This window comes from Kribbella monticola (assembly GCF_003261635.1).
Lineage (GTDB): Bacteria > Actinomycetota > Actinomycetes > Propionibacteriales > Kribbellaceae > Kribbella > Kribbella monticola.
Map to the genome: position 1 here is coordinate 310,772 of NZ_QFXK01000030.1, position 14,550 is coordinate 325,321.

Sequence of the window (14,550 nt, forward strand, 5' to 3'; positions counted from 1 at the left end):
CGGGTGAGGGCCGCGATCACCACGATGGCGATGAGAGCCAGCAGTACGACAGAGGTGACGAGCCGTCGGGTCCGGGGGTCCACCGGCCCAGGCTAGTGGACCCCAGATCCGCGGAGTGGTCCAGGTTGGCCGACGGGCTCGTGGTTCAGGGGCGACGGGCTCACAGGTCAGGTTGGCCGACGGCTCGTGGTTCAGATCGGAGGGAGGGTGAGGAGGGGTTCGGGGCGGTGGACGCCTCGGGGGCGGTAGCCGAGGGAGTCGGAACAGCCGAGGTAGTCGGACAGGAGCCAGATGATGGCCAGCCACATCTCCGTTCCTTGCAGTCCCGGTACGGCGTTGTCGTCGGTGCCGTCCGGCGCGAAGGCGAATCCGGCGCCGTCGACCCATTGGTCGAGGGCGGTCGACAGCGTGCTCTCGGCCCAGCCGGCGGCGTCGGTTCGGCCGAAGTCGGTCTGCTGACCGGCGAGCCAGAGCGGGTGGATGACGTCGAGGATGTTGCACGCGTTGAAGCCGTCGGCGGTGAAGCGGCGGCGGTCCTTGCTGTGGGTGAGAACGGTCCGGATGGCGGCTTCGGGGTAGGGCAGCGGGAGGCCGAACTGCGCGTAGGTGCCGCGGGTCAGGCGGTAGAAGCCGTTGACGACCTGGAGCCAGCCGTTGTCGGGGTCCGGGTGGCCCCAGAGGCCGGTCCGCGGGTCGGCGTGGGTGGTCAGCCAGCCGATCAGCGTCGACAACGGACCGGAGCCGAAATCGCTGTGATCGTTGACGTTTCGGGCGATCGCCGTACCGAGTGCGTCGATGGCTGCGCCGGCGCCCCAGGCGTTTCTTGCCCAGGGCAACTCGGCCAGTCGGACTTCGAGATTGTCCAGTTGACCAACTGCTTTTATTGGGTGCTCGAAGCAACTATTCAGCAATTGCAGGGCGTAGCCGGCGCAGAGGACGTGGTAGCTGGCTGGGCCTTGCAGGATGGAGAGTTCGGCGGTGTCGATTGGTTGCTCGAGGCCCGCATCGGCGAGATCGCCGGGCGCGACCAGGCCGGTGTGCGGGTCCTGGCGCGCACGGAGGCGGCGTACCAGGTCGTCGCGGGTGTGACCGTCCGGGGTACGGCGGAGTAGGAGGTCCGAGATCTCGATCGCGTCGCACCAAGGGCGGATCGCGCCCGGGTGGTCGAAGCCGGGACGATCGACGAAGCGCTCGCCGTCGTAACACCGTTCCAGCACGTCACCCACCTGCTCACGCGCCCGCTCCGCGAACCGAGCCAACCGTTCGGCGAGATCAGTAGAAGGAGGAACCGGTGCCGCGGTACGGCGGTCTCGGACGACGCGGGCGGGGTTGCCTACTGCTACGGCCCAGGGGGCGATGTTTTTGGTGACTACTGCGCCGGCGCCGATGACGGCGTGGGAGCCGATGGTGACGCCGTCGAGGACGATGGCGTTCGAGCCGATCCAGACGTCGTCGCCGACGGTGATGCCGACAGCGGTGTGGGGCTGGCGGAAGATCGGGCGGTCGGGGGCGGTGCCGTGGTTGAAGGCGATCAGCGACGCGTTCGCACCGACCCGTACGCCGTCGCCGAAGGTGATCCGCCCACGCACGACCGCGAACGGGTTGATCGTGGTGTCCGCGCCGAGTTCGATCTCGCCGGTGACGTAGGCGTGCGCTCCGATGTAGGACCGCTCCCCCATCCGCAGCCGATCGCAGAACACCGCCGCCGAGCCGGCGACGAAGGCATCCGCGGCCAGCTCCACCGAACCGGACAGCGCCCGCTGCCGCTCGGCCTGCCGGGCGCGCTCCTCCTCGGAGGCGGCGCCGGCGTACTCCCAGGGCAGGAAATCGAGGCGTTCCGGAGGTTCGGCGATCATTGGATAACGCTATCCAAGAGTCGTGACAAGCCGAAGGCGGCGGCCGGAGAGCGGACAGCGCTGCTAATGTCCGGGGCATGCGGGGTGGAGGCAAGAGATGACGGCAACCGGATCCACCGACGGCGAGCAGTCCGCCCTCGACGGCCCGGCGAGCAGCGGTGGCCGCAGGAGCCAGCGCGTCACCATCAGCGATCTCGCCCGCCGGCTGGACATCTCGAAGGCGTCGGTCTCCTATGCGCTGAACGGCCGGTCCGGCGTCAGCGAGGAGACCCGGCAACGCGTGCTGAGCCTTGCCGAGGAGCTCGGTTTCCACCCGAACTCGGCCGCCGTTGCGCTGTCCGCGAGCCGCACCCGCACGATCGGCATCGTGATCGCCCGCGACCCGGCACTGATCTCGACCGAGGCGTTCTACATGCGCACCCTGGTCGGCATCGAGCAGTACCTGAACGAGGTCGACTCCTCGCTGCTCCTGCGCCTCACCGGTGAGCACGGCGAGGATCTGGCCGTACTACGGCGCTGGAGCCGGCAGGGCAGGGTCGACGGGTTCATCCTGTTCGACGAGCACGACGACGATCCCCGCGTGCCGCTGCTCAAGGAACTGGGCGTCCCCTGCGTGGTGGTCAGCTCGAACGCGCCCGATGACGGTGTCGGCCGGCTGATCAGCTCGCCCGAGGAGACGGTGACGTTGCTGCTGGACCACCTGGCAGAGCTCGGCCATGTGGACATCGCGCACATCAGCGGACCCTTCACCTTCGTGCACGAGCAACTGCGCGTCCAGTTGCTGCAGGAGAAGGCACATCAGCGCGGGATCCGGGTGACGCACCTGACGGGCAGCTACCGGTACGAGGAAGGCGCCGAGCTGACCCGCTCGCTGCTGGCCAAGAAGAACCCGCCGACCGCAATCATCCTGGGCAACGACCTGATGGCCGTGGCAGCACTCCGGGTGGCGACGGACCTCGGTACGGCGGTCCCCGGCGAACTGTCGATCCTCGCCTGGGACGACTCCCCGCTGTGCGAGCTGGCGCGGCCGGGCATCACCGCGGTCGACCAGCAGACGATGGAGCGCGGCCGGATGGCGGCCGATCTGCTGTTCCGGATCGCCGCCGGTGAGTCCGGCCTGCACTGGGAGACACCGCCCGGCGTACTGCGGGTGCGCGACTCCAGCGGCCCCGCGCGAGCCTGAGGTCCGCGTGAGCCTGAGGTCCGCGCAAGCTGAGGTCCGCGCGCCTGAGGTCCGCGCAAGCTGAGGTCCGCGCGAGCCTGAGATCCGCGCAAGCCTGATTCACCGTCCGACCCTGATCGCGGGCCGCGACGGCCTCGTCACGATCCGCTATTCTGGCGGTCGCAGTACGGGCCCGCCGGAGGTTGCGCGATTGTGCGCGCGACTTGAGGGAACAGCGGATAACGCGTACCCCACGGGGTACCAAGGTCACGGAACATTAACGAACTCGACCAAACTGAACCGGTTCGGGTTCCCATACTTAACCGGTTAGGCCACTATGGGCCCGACCCGCCTCCGGTGTCTGTCGGAGGCTCGATGGGACAAGGGAGTCCGACGTGAGACTGCGTTCGCTAGTAGCCGCAGCTGCGGTATCCGCCTTGGGAATCAGCCTGGCCGCTTGCGGTGGCAGTGACTCCGGCGACAGCTCGAATGGCGGCAGTGGTGGCGACCAGACGCTGACCTACTGGGCCAGCAACCAGGGCACCAGCCTGGACAACGACAAGCAGGTGCTGACCCCGGTCCTGCAGAAGTTCACCCAGGAGACCGGGATCAAGGTCAACCTCGAGGTGATCGGCTGGAACGACCTGCAGACCAGGATCCAGACCGCGACCACCTCCGGCCAGGGTCCCGATGTGCTCAACATCGGCAACACCTGGGCCGCCTCGCTGCAGGCGACCGGTGCCTTCCTGCCGTTCGACGACGACGCGATGAAGGCGATCGGAGGCAAGGACAAGTTCGTGCCGACGGCCCTGGCGACCGGCGGCAAGGAAGGCGAGCCGCCGACGTCGGTGCCGCTCTACGGCCTGGCGTACGGCCTGTACTACAACAAGGCGATGTTCGCCGCCGCTGGTCTGCAGCCGCCGAAGACCTGGGAGGAGATGGTCACCGACGCGCAGAAGCTGACCAACCCCGCCAAGAAGCAGTGGGGGATGGCGCTCGCGGCCGGTAGCTACACCGAGAACGTGCACTTCGCGTTCATCAACGCCGCTCAGAACGGCGCGGACTGGTTCGACAAGGACGGCAAGCCGACCTTCACCGGTGACGGCAACGTGCAGGGCGTCCTGCGGTACCTCGACCTGATGCAGAAGGACAAGGTCGCGAACCCGTCGAACGCGCAGTACGACAACGGCACCAAGTCGGTGAACGACTTCGCGAACAAGAAGGTCGCGATGGTCATCAACCAGAACAACGCCGACTCCTCGATCGTCGCCAACGGCATGAAGGCCGGCGAGTACGGCGTCGTGCCGTTCCCCGCACCGGCGGGCGCGGCCGCACCGGTCGGCAGCCACGTGGCCGGGATCAACCTGTCGATCTTCAAGAACACCAAGCACAAGGACGCGGCGCTGAAGTTCGTCAAGTTCATGACGGACGCCGACACCCAGACCACGCTGGGCAAGCCGTTCTCGTCGCTGCCGGTGCTCAAGGACGCGAAGCCGGTCTTCACCACCGACGCCGCCGAGGCCGCGACCTTCTCCGATGTCTACAACAACAAGTCGAAGCCGCTGCCGCTGGTGCCGGCCGAGGACCAGTTCGAGAGCACCGTCGGCAAGGCGATGAACAGCATGTTCGCCAAGATCGCCACGGGCGGGACGGTGACCGCCGACGAGGTGAAGGCGGCGCTGAAGACGGCCCAGGACCAGGTGGCCGCCGGTAGCTGAGTTGCCGCTGTGGCCCGGGTGGCGCGGTTCGCCGGCCGCCCGGGCCACTGAGGTGACCAGCCGCCGACCATTCACAGAACGGAGGCGACCGGATGTCCGTCGCCACAGAACAGGCCCCCGCCGAGGCTGCCCCCGGCGTCCGGGCGGCCAGGAAGCGCGGGCCCGACCATCGCCCCGGGCTGAGCCGGAAGCTGCCCTATCTGCTGCTCGCCCCCGCGGTACTGCTCGAACTGCTGATCCACATCATCCCCATGCTGGTCGGCATCTGGATGAGCTTCGTGAAGCTGACGAAGTTCTTCATCGCCAACTGGTCGGCGGCGCCATGGGCGGGCCTGAACAACTACCGGATCGCGGTCGACGTCCACAACTCCGTCGGCGAAGGTCTGCTGAAGTCGTTCGGCGTCACCGTCGTGTTCTCCGCCGTCACGGTGGTGCTGGCTTGGTGTCTCGGGATGGCCGCGGCGGTCGCGCTCCAGCCGCCGTTCAAGGGGCGCAGCGCGGTACGGACGCTCTTCCTGGTGCCGTACGCGCTTCCCGCGTACGCCGGCATCCTGACCTGGAACTTCATGCTTCAGCGCGACACCGGCGCCGTGAACCACGTGCTGGTCGACAACCTCGGGATCCTGTCCGACCGTCCGTTCTGGCTGCTCGGCGGCAACGCGCTGACGTCGCTGATCACGGTGGCGCTGTGGCGGCTGTGGCCGTTCGCGTTCCTGACTCTGATGGCCGGTCTGCAGAGCATCCCGCAGGACATCTACGAGGCGGCCTCGGTGGACGGCGCGGGAACGGTCCGGCAGTGGCGGAACATCACGCTGCCGTCGCTGCGACCGGTCAACCTGGTGCTCGTGCTGGTCCTCTTCCTGTGGACGTTCAGCGACTTCAACACGCCGTACGTGCTGTTCGGTACGGCGCAGCCGCCGGCCGGCGACCTGATCACCTTCCACATCTACAACGCCTCGTTCCTGACCTGGAACTTCGGCTCGGGTGCGGCGATGTCCGTGCTGCTGCTGATCTTCCTGATGATCGTGACCGGCGCCTATCTCGCCGTCACCGGACGGAGGTCCCGCCGTGCGTGAGACCAGGGGATTCAAGATCTACCGGGGCGTCGTACTGACAGTCCTCGGGCTGTTCGTGCTGCTGCCGCTGTACGTGATGGCGACGTCGTCGCTGAAGCCGCTGGGCGACGTGCAGGGCGCCTTCACCTGGTGGCCGTCGAACCTCACCCTCGACCCGTTCGTGGACATGTGGAAGACAGTTCCGCTGGGCCGGTACTTCGTGAACAGCACGATCGTGTCGGTCGCCGCCACCGTCGCCTCGGTGGCGATCGCGATCCTGGCGGCGTTCGCGGTGTCGCGGTTCCGCTTCCGCGGCCGCAGTGTGTTCACCACCACGGTGCTGTCGACCCAGATGTTCCCCGGCGTACTGTTCCTGCTGCCGTTGTTCCTGATCTTCGTGAACATCAACAACTCGCTCGGCGTGCAGCTGGTCGGGACCAGGCTCGGCCTGATCATCACCTACCTGACCTTCAGCCTGCCGTTCTCGATCTGGATGCTCGCCGGGTACTTCGACAGCATCCCGCGCGAGCTGGACGAGGCCGCGCTGGTCGACGGCTGCGGACCGATGGGTGCACTCACGCGGGTCGTGCTGCCGGCCGCGCGACCCGGTGTGATCGCGGTCGCGATCTACTCCTTCATGACGGCCTGGGGAGAAGTGCTGTTCGCGTCGGTGATGACGACCGAGTCCAACCGGACGCTGTCGGTCGGCCTGCGCCAGTACTCCACCCAGACGAACATCTACTGGAACCAGATCATGGCCGCCGCGCTGGTCGTCAGCGTCCCGGTGGTCATCGGCTTCCTGCTCGCCCAGCGCCACTTCGTCGCCGGCGTGACGGCGGGTGCCGTGAAGTAGTTCGCCGGCGTCATCGCGGCTGGCGTGAAGTAGTTCGCCGGCGTCACCGCGGGTGCGTGAAGTAGTACTGATCAGCGGGGCGGGAAGGCTGTGGCGCTGTCGACCGTGAGGCCGACGGTCCACGTGCTGACGAGCTGACCGGAAGTCGAGGCTGTGACTCTGGTCGGCGGATCGCACCAGACCTTGTAGCCGCCGATCGTGATCGGGCCGTCCGGGCACTTGTTCAGGTGCCCGGACAGCCAGGTCCGGATCGCCCCTTGGGTCTTGGTCTCGCCCGGCAGCAGATTCGCCAGCAAGGTGGGCGCCGCGCGCACCAACTGACCGACGACCCGCACGCGACCCGCGTCGTTGTTTCCCGGCGCGCGGCTGAACGTGGTCATGCTGAGGGTGGCCAATTGGTCGAGATCCGCGGCTGCCGCTTGGACGGATACCTGCGAGCCGTCCGCGCCCGAGCCGGTCCGGCAAGCGATGTCGCTGCCGTCCTTTCCACAGGTGGCGCCCTGAACCTTGAGGGCGTCGGCCACGCTCGTCACGGTCGCGCGCGGAAAGCAGTAAAGCCCACCGCTGCTGGACTGGCACGGCACCGGCCCACCGCGGCCTGGCGTAGTACCGGCGGTGGGGCGAGCCGTGGTCCGCTGCGGGGACCCGGCGAAACCGGAGGCATCGTCACGGCCGGCCTCGAACCGCAGGATGACGAAGACCAGAACTACAGCAACCACAACACCCGCGAACACACTCAGATACAACCCCGACCGCGTCGGCCTGGGCGGCACGGGCGGGCGGGTCCGCCGCGGAGCGCCGCCGCCGGCGCCCGCCGTGCCGGTGCTCGCGGTGCCGGTGGCGGCGTTCTGGCTGGTTTTGGCGTCGGCAGTCGGCTGCCTCGTGCCGGCATCTCGGTCATCCCCCACTCGCGGCAATCTACGCCGTTCAGGGGCTCTGGGGACGTCAGGTGAAGAGTTTCTCGCCCCAGTAGGAGCCGGGAGTGACCCCGCCCGGGCAGGCGAAGATGCCGGAACCGACGTGCCGGATGTACTCGTTCAGCTTGTCCGCCCGGGCCAGCTGCTGCTGGATCGGGACGAACTGCTTGCGCGGATCCCGCTGGTAGGCCAGGAAGAACAGCCCCGCGTCGAGCCGGCCGAGGCCGTCGGAGCCGTCCACGAAGTTGTAACCGCGGCGGAGCAACTCGGCACCCTTGTTGAACTGCGGATGCGCCAGCCGGACGTGCGAGTTGGCCGGCACCTTGAGCGAACCGTCGGACGCCTTGGCGTTGAAGTCCACCGCGTCGAACTCGTCCGCCTTGCCGAGCGGAGCGCCGGTGCCCTTGCCGCGGCCGATGATCTGCTCCTGCTCGCCGAGCGAGGTCCGGTCCCAGATCTCGATCGTCATCCGGATCCGCCGCGACACCAGGTACGAACCGCCGACCATCCAGTCCGGGCCGTCCTCGGGCTGCACCCACAGCTGCTGCTCGAGCTTGTCGGTGTCCTCGAGCTTGAGGTTCGCCGTACCGTCCTTGAAGCCGAACAGGTTGCGAGGCGTGCTCTGCGCCCGGCTGGTCGACGAGGTCCGGCCGAAGCCGAGCTGCGAGTACCTGACGGCCACCGTGCCGAACCCGATCCGGGCCAGGTTGCGGATCGCGTGGACGGCGACCTGCGGATCGTCCGAACAAGCCTGTACGGCGATGTCGCCGCCGCTCCGGGCCGGATCGAGGTCGTCCCCGATGAAGTGCGGCAGGTCCACCAGCGCGGCCGGCCGCTTCGCCTTGATCCCGAACCGGTCGTTGCCCTGGGCATTGACAAAGAAACTGGGGCCGAACCCGATGGTGATGGTCAGCCGCGCCGGCGGCAGACCGACCGCCTCGCCGGTGTCCTCGGGCGGCGCCTCACCCGGGCCGTTGACCGCGCCGTACTGGCCGATGTCGCGGCCGGCCGTCATCAGCGCGGCCGCGGCCGTCCACTCCTTCAGAAGCGCGATGACCGCTTCCCGCTTGGTCGCGGTGACGTCGAAGGTCGCGAAGTGCAACCGGTCCTGGGCCGGGGTGACGATGCCGGCCTGGTGCGTTCCGTGGAACTCGACCGGACCCGTGTTGTCCGCGGCCTGCGATTCCTCGCCCGACACGGCCGAATGCACGACGTACCCGGCGACACCGGTCGCCACCGCCGCGCCGGCGGCGCCGAACAGGCCGCGGCGCGAGATTCCCTTGCTGGATTCGGAAGTCATTTCTTCGCAATCACTCCGGCGACCTTGCTGACCGGCTCGGCCAGCGCGTCGACGACGGTGCCGAGCTGCTTCTTCTCGGCCTCGCTCGCCGTGTAGGGCTTGAAGCCGTCGGCCGTGCGGTACTTGTCGAGCGCCGCGAACACGGCCTTGAAGTTCGTGTCCAGGGTCGTGACGAGGGCGGCGTCCCGCTTCTGCAGCGCGGGGCGGAGCGCCTGGATCGCGGCCTGCGAGCCTTCGACGTTGGCCTGGAAGTCCCACAGGTCGGTGTGCGAGTAGCGGTCCTCCTCACCGGTGACCTTCCCGGTGGCGACCTCGTCCAGCAGTTCCTTCGCGCCGTTGGCGAGCTGCAGCGGGGTCAGCTTCACGACCTTGGCCTTGGCGACCACCGTCTTCACGTCGGTCAGCAGCTGGTCGGCGTACTTCGCCATCCCGGCGGTCGTGTTCTTCTCCCACAACGCCTGCTCGATCCGGTGGTACCCGGTCCACTCGGTGCCCGGCTCGACGTCGTTGACGCGCGCGTCGATCTTCGGGTCCAGATCGCCGAACGACTCCGCGACCGGCTCGATCCGCTCCCAGTAGGTCCGCGAGACCGGGAACAGCGCCTTCGACTTCGCGACGTCGCCGGCCTTGACCGCGGCGACGAAGTCGGTGGTCTTCTGCTCCAGCGCGATCGCCTGCGAGTTCACGTACCGCGAGTAGCTGTCGACGGCCTGCTTCAGGGCCGTGTCCTCGTCCACCTGGGCCGCGGCGGCACCGGTGACGGTCAGGTCGCCGCGGATGCCGTCGCCGACCATGCCCGGCTTGCAGACGGCCTGGTACTTGCCGGTCGGCAACTCGACGATCAGGTCGCGCTTGAGGCCCGGACCGATGTTCTCCACCTCACCCATCACCCGGTCGCCGTCGGCGTACACGTAGAACTCGGTGACCTTGCTGCCGCCGTTGGCGACCGAGAACGTGTTGGTGCCCGACTTGACGTCTTTGCGGCTCAGCGAGCACTCGGAGTCGGTCGCCTTGACCGCTACCGGGCCGGTGCTGTCACCGGACTGGGCCGCCGGGGTCTCCTTGGCGCAGCCGGTCGATGCACCGAGCAGCAGTACTGCGCAGGCTGCGGTGGCCCGGCGGGCCGTGATGGTGAACATTTCGGGATCTCCTGGACGAAGTGAGGGGTGGAACAGGGCAGTTCAGGCCGCTTCGGCTGCCTTCGCGCGGACAGGCGGCGGCGTACTGCTCCTGACCGGCCGCAGGTAGAGCACCAGCACCGGGACGAGATAGGCCAGCCAGGCGATCGCTTCGATCACGGTGGGGGCCGGGCTGAAGTTGAAGATGCCCTTGAGGACGACGCCGTACCAGCTGTCCGGGGGGATCACGTGCGAGATGTCGAAGGCCAGGTTCTGCAGGCCGGGCAGGATGCCGGCCTCCTGCAGGTCGTGGAAGCCGTAGGCGAAGATGCCGGCCGCGACCAGGATCAAGATGGCGCCGGTGTAGCTGAAGAAGGTGCCGAGGTTGATCTTGACCGCACCCTTGTAGATGCCGAAGCCGAGGCCGACCGCGACCGCGAGCCCGAGCAGCACGCCGATGAACGGCGTCGCCGTACTGGCCGTGGCCGCCGAGGCGTAGACGATGAACGCGGTCTCGATGCCCTCGCGGAAGACGGCGAGGAACGCCAGTACGACGACGGCGCGCGAACCCACTTCGAGCGCCGCGCCCATCCGCTCGCGCAACTCCTTGGCGATCGTGCGGGACGCCTTGCGCATCCAGAAGATCATCCAGGTGACGAAGCCCACGGCGACGATCGACATCAAGCCGCCGATCGTCTCCTGGGTGGTGAACGACTTGGCCGTCAGCGCGGTGATGAACTGCAGCAGGGCCCAGCCGAGCGCCGCCACCCCGATCGCCGCGCCGACGCCGGCCCAGAGCAGCTTGAGCCGATCGCGATGCCCGGATTTGACCAGGAAGGTGGCCAGGATACTGACCACCACCGAGGCCTCGAGGCCTTCTCTCAGGCCGATCAGGAAGTTGGCGAGCATGACGGAACTCCAGGGCATTAGGTACGGCTAACCTTCCGAAGGCTAGCCTAAGAACTCCCATTCGCCCACTGTGTCGTACGCCGCACCATGGCTCGGACCCTCACCGAGACGCGATGAAATCAACTCGATACGGTCCGCTGTCCACACCGGTCCTTCGTAGCCGTCGAAGATCCGGACCCAGCGCGCCACGTCCATCGGCTGCCGCAACCGGGCCAGCGTCAGATGCGGGGTGAACTTCCGTCCGTCCACGGTCACGCCGGCCTTGTTCGCCGCCGCCCGCGTCGTCATCGCCAGGTGCGGCAACGCGTCCGATTCGTCCCGTACGCCGGTCCACAGCACCCGCGCGTCCGCCACACTCGGGAATGCCCCGCTTCCCTTGAGTTGCAGGTCGAACGGCTTCTGCCGCTTCGCCGCCGACTCCAGTCGCTCCGCCAACTCGTCCGTCTTGTACTCCGGTACGTCGCCCAGGAACGCCAGGGTGATGTGCCAGTTCTCGTCCGCCGCCCACCGGATGTCGTCATCCGGGAACGCCCGCCGCGGCTCCACGAATTCACTCAGATGTTCCACAACCTCCACCGAAGGCACTACCGCCACAAACAATCGCATTCACCGAGCGTAGAGGTCCGGCTGCTCCTGCGGCGCCTGGATTACGGGTGACACCGGGCATTCGCGGATGACGCGGGGTATGACAGGTCACACTGGGGCATGGCGTCGATCGAGGCGGACGAGCGGAAGTTGCCGTCGCCGTGTGTGGTGGTGCTGGTCGGGCCGGGTGCGGCGGGAAAGTCCACCTGGGCGGCGGAGCGGTTCGCGGCCGACCTGATCGTGTCGAGCGACCGGTTGCGGGCGCTCGTTGGCGCGGGTGAGGACGATCTGGCCGCGAGTACCGATGCGTTCGCACTGCTGGAGGAAGTCGTCCGGCAGCGGGTCGGGCGCGGGCTCACCACGGTCATCGACACGCTCGGGCTCGATCGGGAGCGCCGCCGGAACTGGCTCGCTCTGGCTCGCGAACACGGGATGCCTTGCGTGGTTGTGGCGTTCGAAACTCCTGCTGAGGAGTGCCGCCGACGGAATCGGGAGCGGGCCAAGCGGATCCCGGCCGACGTACTCAGCTCGCAGTTGAAGAGCTGGTCAGCGGTGAAGAAGGAGCTGCCCGAAGAGGGGTACGACGAGATCCTCCGGCCGGCCGCGATCCGCGTAGTACCGGCTGCGTTTGTCGAGGCGACCGAGGCTGCCCGGCGGCAGGAGGAGGCGCCGGCGAAGCTGAAGTTCGGGTTGCAGCTGAGCAGCTATACGCACAAGGCCGGGCGCAAGACGACTCGCGAGTGGATCCGGGAGATCGCGACCAGAGCGGAAGCTGCTGGGTTCGACGGCATCTATGTGATGGATCATTTCCGGCAGATTCCGCAGGTCGGGCGGGCGTGGGAGGACTTCCTGGAGAGCTGGACGACGCTCGCCTATCTGGCCGCATGCACCGAGCGGGTTCGACTCGGGACGCTGGTCACCGGCATCACCTATCGCAACGTCGCCCATCTGGGGAAGATCGCGGCGACGCTCGATGTGCTGAGCGGCGGGCGGGCGGTCTGCGGAGTGGGCCTCGCGTGGTTCGAGGCCGAGCACAAGGCGTACGGCTGGGCGTTTCCGCCCGTCGGTGAGCGCTATGCGTTGCTCGAGGACGCGTTGCAGTTGCTGCCGGCGATGTGGGGGCCGGGCAACAAACCGTTCCAGGGCAAGGTTCTCGACGTACCGGACACCACCTGCTATCCGCGTCCGTTGCAGGAGCACCTGCCGATCCTCGTCGGCGGCAGCGGCGAACGCACGCTGAGACTGGCCGCCCGGTACGCCGACGCGGTAAACGTATTCGGCGACGCGGGCCAGGTGCGCCGGCGGGCCGAATACCTGAAGAAGCACTCGGTCGACCGCGAGCCGCCGACGCTGACCCATCTTTCGACAGCCCTTGTAGGCAAGGGCAATCAGCACGTCAGCGAACTGGTCGAGCGGTTGAGACCACGCAACCAGGACCCGGCTCGCTATGCGGCCACGGTGAACGCCGGAACGGTTGCCGACCACATCGATCGCTTCCGGCACCTGGCCGAGGCCGGCGCGGCCGAGGTGATGATCAGCCTGCCCGACCTCGACGACGACCTGACCCCGATCGACACCCTCGCCGAGGTGATCGCGGCGTTCTAGCCGAGCCCGGACGTTTAGCCGAGCTCGAGCGTTCTCGTCGAACCCGGGCGTTCTAGTTGAGTTTGAGGGCGAGGAGGGCGTTCTCGATCAGCTCGGGCATGGCGGGGTGGATCCAGTACTGGCCGCGGGCCATCGTGTGGGCGTCGAGGCCGAAGCTCATCGCCTGGATGACCGGCTGGATCACGGTCGCCGCCTGTGGACCGATCACATGACAACCGAGGATTTGGCCGGTGTCGGGATCGGCGAGGATCTTCGCGAAGCCGGTGGTGTCCTCCATCGCCCAGCCGTACGCGATATCGGCGTACGCCTCGCGCCCCACGACGTACCGGACGCCCTGCTCGATCGCCTGCTCCTCGGTGAGCCCCACCGATGCGACCTGCGGCGACCCGAAGACGGCATGCGGCACGAACCGGTGATCGGACTCGATCCGGTCGTCGGGGTGCAACAGATTGTGCTGGACGACACGCGCCTCGTGATTGGCGACATGCTTGAGCTGGTACGGCGAACAGAGGTCGCCGAGTGCGTAGATCCCCTCGACGGCCGTCTCCTGGAACTCGTCGACAACCACTCGCCCGTCGGACTCCACCTTGACCCCGGTGGCCTCGACGTTGAGGACGTCCGAGTTCGGCGTACGGCCGACGGCGACCAGCAGCCCGTCGAAGACGAACTCCTCCGCGCCGTCCGGATGCAATGTCTTCACCACGATGCCGTCGTGCCGGCGCCAGACGTGGACGGTCTCGTGCAGCAACTTCACCGTGTACAGCTCCTGCGCGATCTCCGTGTAGCGCTGGGCGATCTCGCCGTCCTCGTGCCGCAGCAGCCGATCCGATCGCGCGATCAGCGTGACGTCGACGCCGAGCGACGAGAAGATGTGGGCCGACTCGGCGGCGACGAAACCACTGCCGATGATGCCGAGCCGGCGCGGAAGTTCATCGAGTCGCATGATCGTCTCGGAGGTGTGGAACCCGGTCTCCTCCAGCCCCGGGACGAACGGCACGATCGGCCGGCTGCCGGCGGCGAGCACGAAGCGGTCGGCCGTCAGCACCTCGGTCTCGCGACTCCCGTTGGCCGTCACCGTGAGCTCCCGCTTGGCGGTGAACCGGCCGGTGCCGTGGTACAGCGTGACGTTGACGTTGTTCGGGTGATGCTCGCGGTACTCCGCGCCGCCGGCCGAGATCGGGTCGATCCGGCCGAAGATCCGGTCCCGGATGTCCGGCCAGCGAACGCCGGTCAGCGTCTCGTCCACCCCGAGCCGCGAGCTGTGCGACGGTACCGCGGCCAGATCGGCGGTGTGCACGAACATCTTGGTCGGGATACAGCCCACGTTCAGACAGGTGCCGCCGAAGACGCCGCGCTCGACGATCGCCACCTTCCGATCGGCGAACTGCTTCGTCACGATCGTGTTGCCCGAGCCGGTACCGACGACCACCAAGTCGTAATGAGTCACACCCCATTGTGCGCGTGTCAGGCAA

12 protein-coding genes are annotated in these 14,550 nt (G+C 67.8%); 5 read left to right on the forward strand and 7 right to left on the reverse strand.

What is annotated here, in order from left to right; genetic code table 11:
* Positions 1-191: 191 nt before the first annotated feature.
* Entirely contained in the window at positions 192-1,856 is a 1,665-nt protein-coding gene (locus DIZ26_RS17860) for an acyltransferase (RefSeq protein ID WP_112242713.1), read from the reverse strand.
* 97 nt (positions 1,857-1,953) lie between these two features.
* On the opposite strand from DIZ26_RS17860, the gene DIZ26_RS17865 reads away from it, so the two are divergent.
* The 4 genes from DIZ26_RS17865 to DIZ26_RS17880 all read left to right on the forward strand — a co-directional run bounded on the left by DIZ26_RS17865 (position 1,954) and on the right by DIZ26_RS17880 (position 6,644).
* Positions 1,954-3,039: a LacI family DNA-binding transcriptional regulator gene (locus DIZ26_RS17865; protein WP_112242715.1), complete on the forward strand. Its 1,086-nt coding sequence runs from the start codon at positions 1,954-1,956 to the stop codon at positions 3,037-3,039.
* Positions 3,040-3,413: 374 nt separating this feature from the next.
* The gene (locus DIZ26_RS17870) at positions 3,414-4,736 is read left to right on the forward strand and encodes an ABC transporter substrate-binding protein (RefSeq protein ID WP_112242717.1); all 1,323 of its coding nucleotides are present in this window, start codon (positions 3,414-3,416) and stop codon (positions 4,734-4,736) included.
* Between the two features lie 92 nt (positions 4,737-4,828).
* Positions 4,829-5,812, forward strand: a complete 984-nt coding sequence (locus tag DIZ26_RS17875; protein WP_112242719.1) for a carbohydrate ABC transporter permease — start codon at positions 4,829-4,831, stop codon at positions 5,810-5,812.
* Positions 5,805-6,644 carry a carbohydrate ABC transporter permease gene (locus tag DIZ26_RS17880; RefSeq protein WP_112242721.1) on the forward strand — a complete coding sequence of 280 codons (840 nt, stop codon included), beginning with the start codon at positions 5,805-5,807 and terminating at the stop codon, positions 6,642-6,644. Before DIZ26_RS17875 ends, DIZ26_RS17880 begins: the two co-directional genes overlap by 8 nt.
* 71 nt (positions 6,645-6,715) lie before the next feature.
* Here the strand turns inward: DIZ26_RS17880 and DIZ26_RS17885 are convergent, their stop codons facing one another.
* Genes DIZ26_RS17885 through thpR form a run of 5 tightly spaced genes read right to left on the reverse strand, consistent with a single transcriptional unit; the run spans position 6,716 to position 11,494 of the window.
* A complete protein-coding gene (locus DIZ26_RS17885; RefSeq protein ID WP_112242723.1) occupies positions 6,716-7,552 on the reverse strand; it encodes a hypothetical protein in 837 nt (278 codons plus the stop codon).
* A gap of 37 nt (positions 7,553-7,589) precedes the next feature.
* On the reverse strand, positions 7,590-8,861 hold the full coding sequence (gene efeB, locus DIZ26_RS17890; protein ID WP_112242725.1) for an iron uptake transporter deferrochelatase/peroxidase subunit: 1,272 nt from the start codon (positions 8,859-8,861) through the stop codon (positions 7,590-7,592).
* Positions 8,858-10,000, reverse strand: a complete 1,143-nt coding sequence (efeO, locus tag DIZ26_RS17895) for an iron uptake system protein EfeO (protein WP_112242727.1) — start codon at positions 9,998-10,000, stop codon at positions 8,858-8,860. Before efeO ends, efeB begins: the two co-directional genes overlap by 4 nt.
* 42 nt (positions 10,001-10,042) lie before the next feature.
* Positions 10,043-10,888, reverse strand: coding sequence for an iron uptake transporter permease EfeU (gene efeU / locus DIZ26_RS17900; RefSeq protein ID WP_112242729.1), 846 nt, complete (start codon positions 10,886-10,888; stop codon positions 10,043-10,045).
* 42 nt (positions 10,889-10,930) lie between these two features.
* Positions 10,931-11,494 (reverse strand): RNA 2',3'-cyclic phosphodiesterase, encoded by a 564-nt coding sequence (gene thpR, locus DIZ26_RS17905; RefSeq protein WP_112242731.1) that lies wholly within the window; start codon positions 11,492-11,494, stop codon positions 10,931-10,933.
* 99 nt (positions 11,495-11,593) lie between these two features.
* Here thpR and DIZ26_RS17910 point away from each other — a divergent pair, with 99 nt between their 5' ends.
* Positions 11,594-13,078 carry an LLM class flavin-dependent oxidoreductase gene (locus DIZ26_RS17910; RefSeq protein ID WP_232828423.1) on the forward strand — a complete coding sequence of 495 codons (1,485 nt, stop codon included), beginning with the start codon at positions 11,594-11,596 and terminating at the stop codon, positions 13,076-13,078.
* 52 nt (positions 13,079-13,130) lie between these two features.
* Here the strand turns inward: DIZ26_RS17910 and DIZ26_RS17915 are convergent, their stop codons facing one another.
* Positions 13,131-14,525, reverse strand: a complete 1,395-nt coding sequence (locus DIZ26_RS17915) for a mycothione reductase (protein ID WP_112242732.1) — start codon at positions 14,523-14,525, stop codon at positions 13,131-13,133.
* Between the last annotated feature and the right edge of the window lie 25 nt (positions 14,526-14,550).

Coding starts and splice junctions, on each gene's coding strand:
- efeB (WP_112242725.1), bottom strand. CDS start 8,861: ATGACTTCCGAATCCAGCAAGGGAATCTCGCGCCGCGGCCTGTTCGGC.
- DIZ26_RS17875 (WP_112242719.1), top strand. CDS start 4,829: ATGTCCGTCGCCACAGAACAGGCCCCCGCCGAGGCTGCCCCCGGCGTC.
- thpR (WP_112242731.1), bottom strand. CDS start 11,494: ATGCGATTGTTTGTGGCGGTAGTGCCTTCGGTGGAGGTTGTGGAACAT.
- efeU (WP_112242729.1), bottom strand. CDS start 10,888: ATGCTCGCCAACTTCCTGATCGGCCTGAGAGAAGGCCTCGAGGCCTCG.
- DIZ26_RS17910 (WP_232828423.1), top strand. CDS start 11,594: ATGGCGTCGATCGAGGCGGACGAGCGGAAGTTGCCGTCGCCGTGTGTG.
- efeO (WP_112242727.1), bottom strand. CDS start 10,000: ATGTTCACCATCACGGCCCGCCGGGCCACCGCAGCCTGCGCAGTACTG.
- DIZ26_RS17865 (WP_112242715.1), top strand. CDS start 1,954: ATGACGGCAACCGGATCCACCGACGGCGAGCAGTCCGCCCTCGACGGC.
- DIZ26_RS17860 (WP_112242713.1), bottom strand. CDS start 1,856: ATGATCGCCGAACCTCCGGAACGCCTCGATTTCCTGCCCTGGGAGTAC.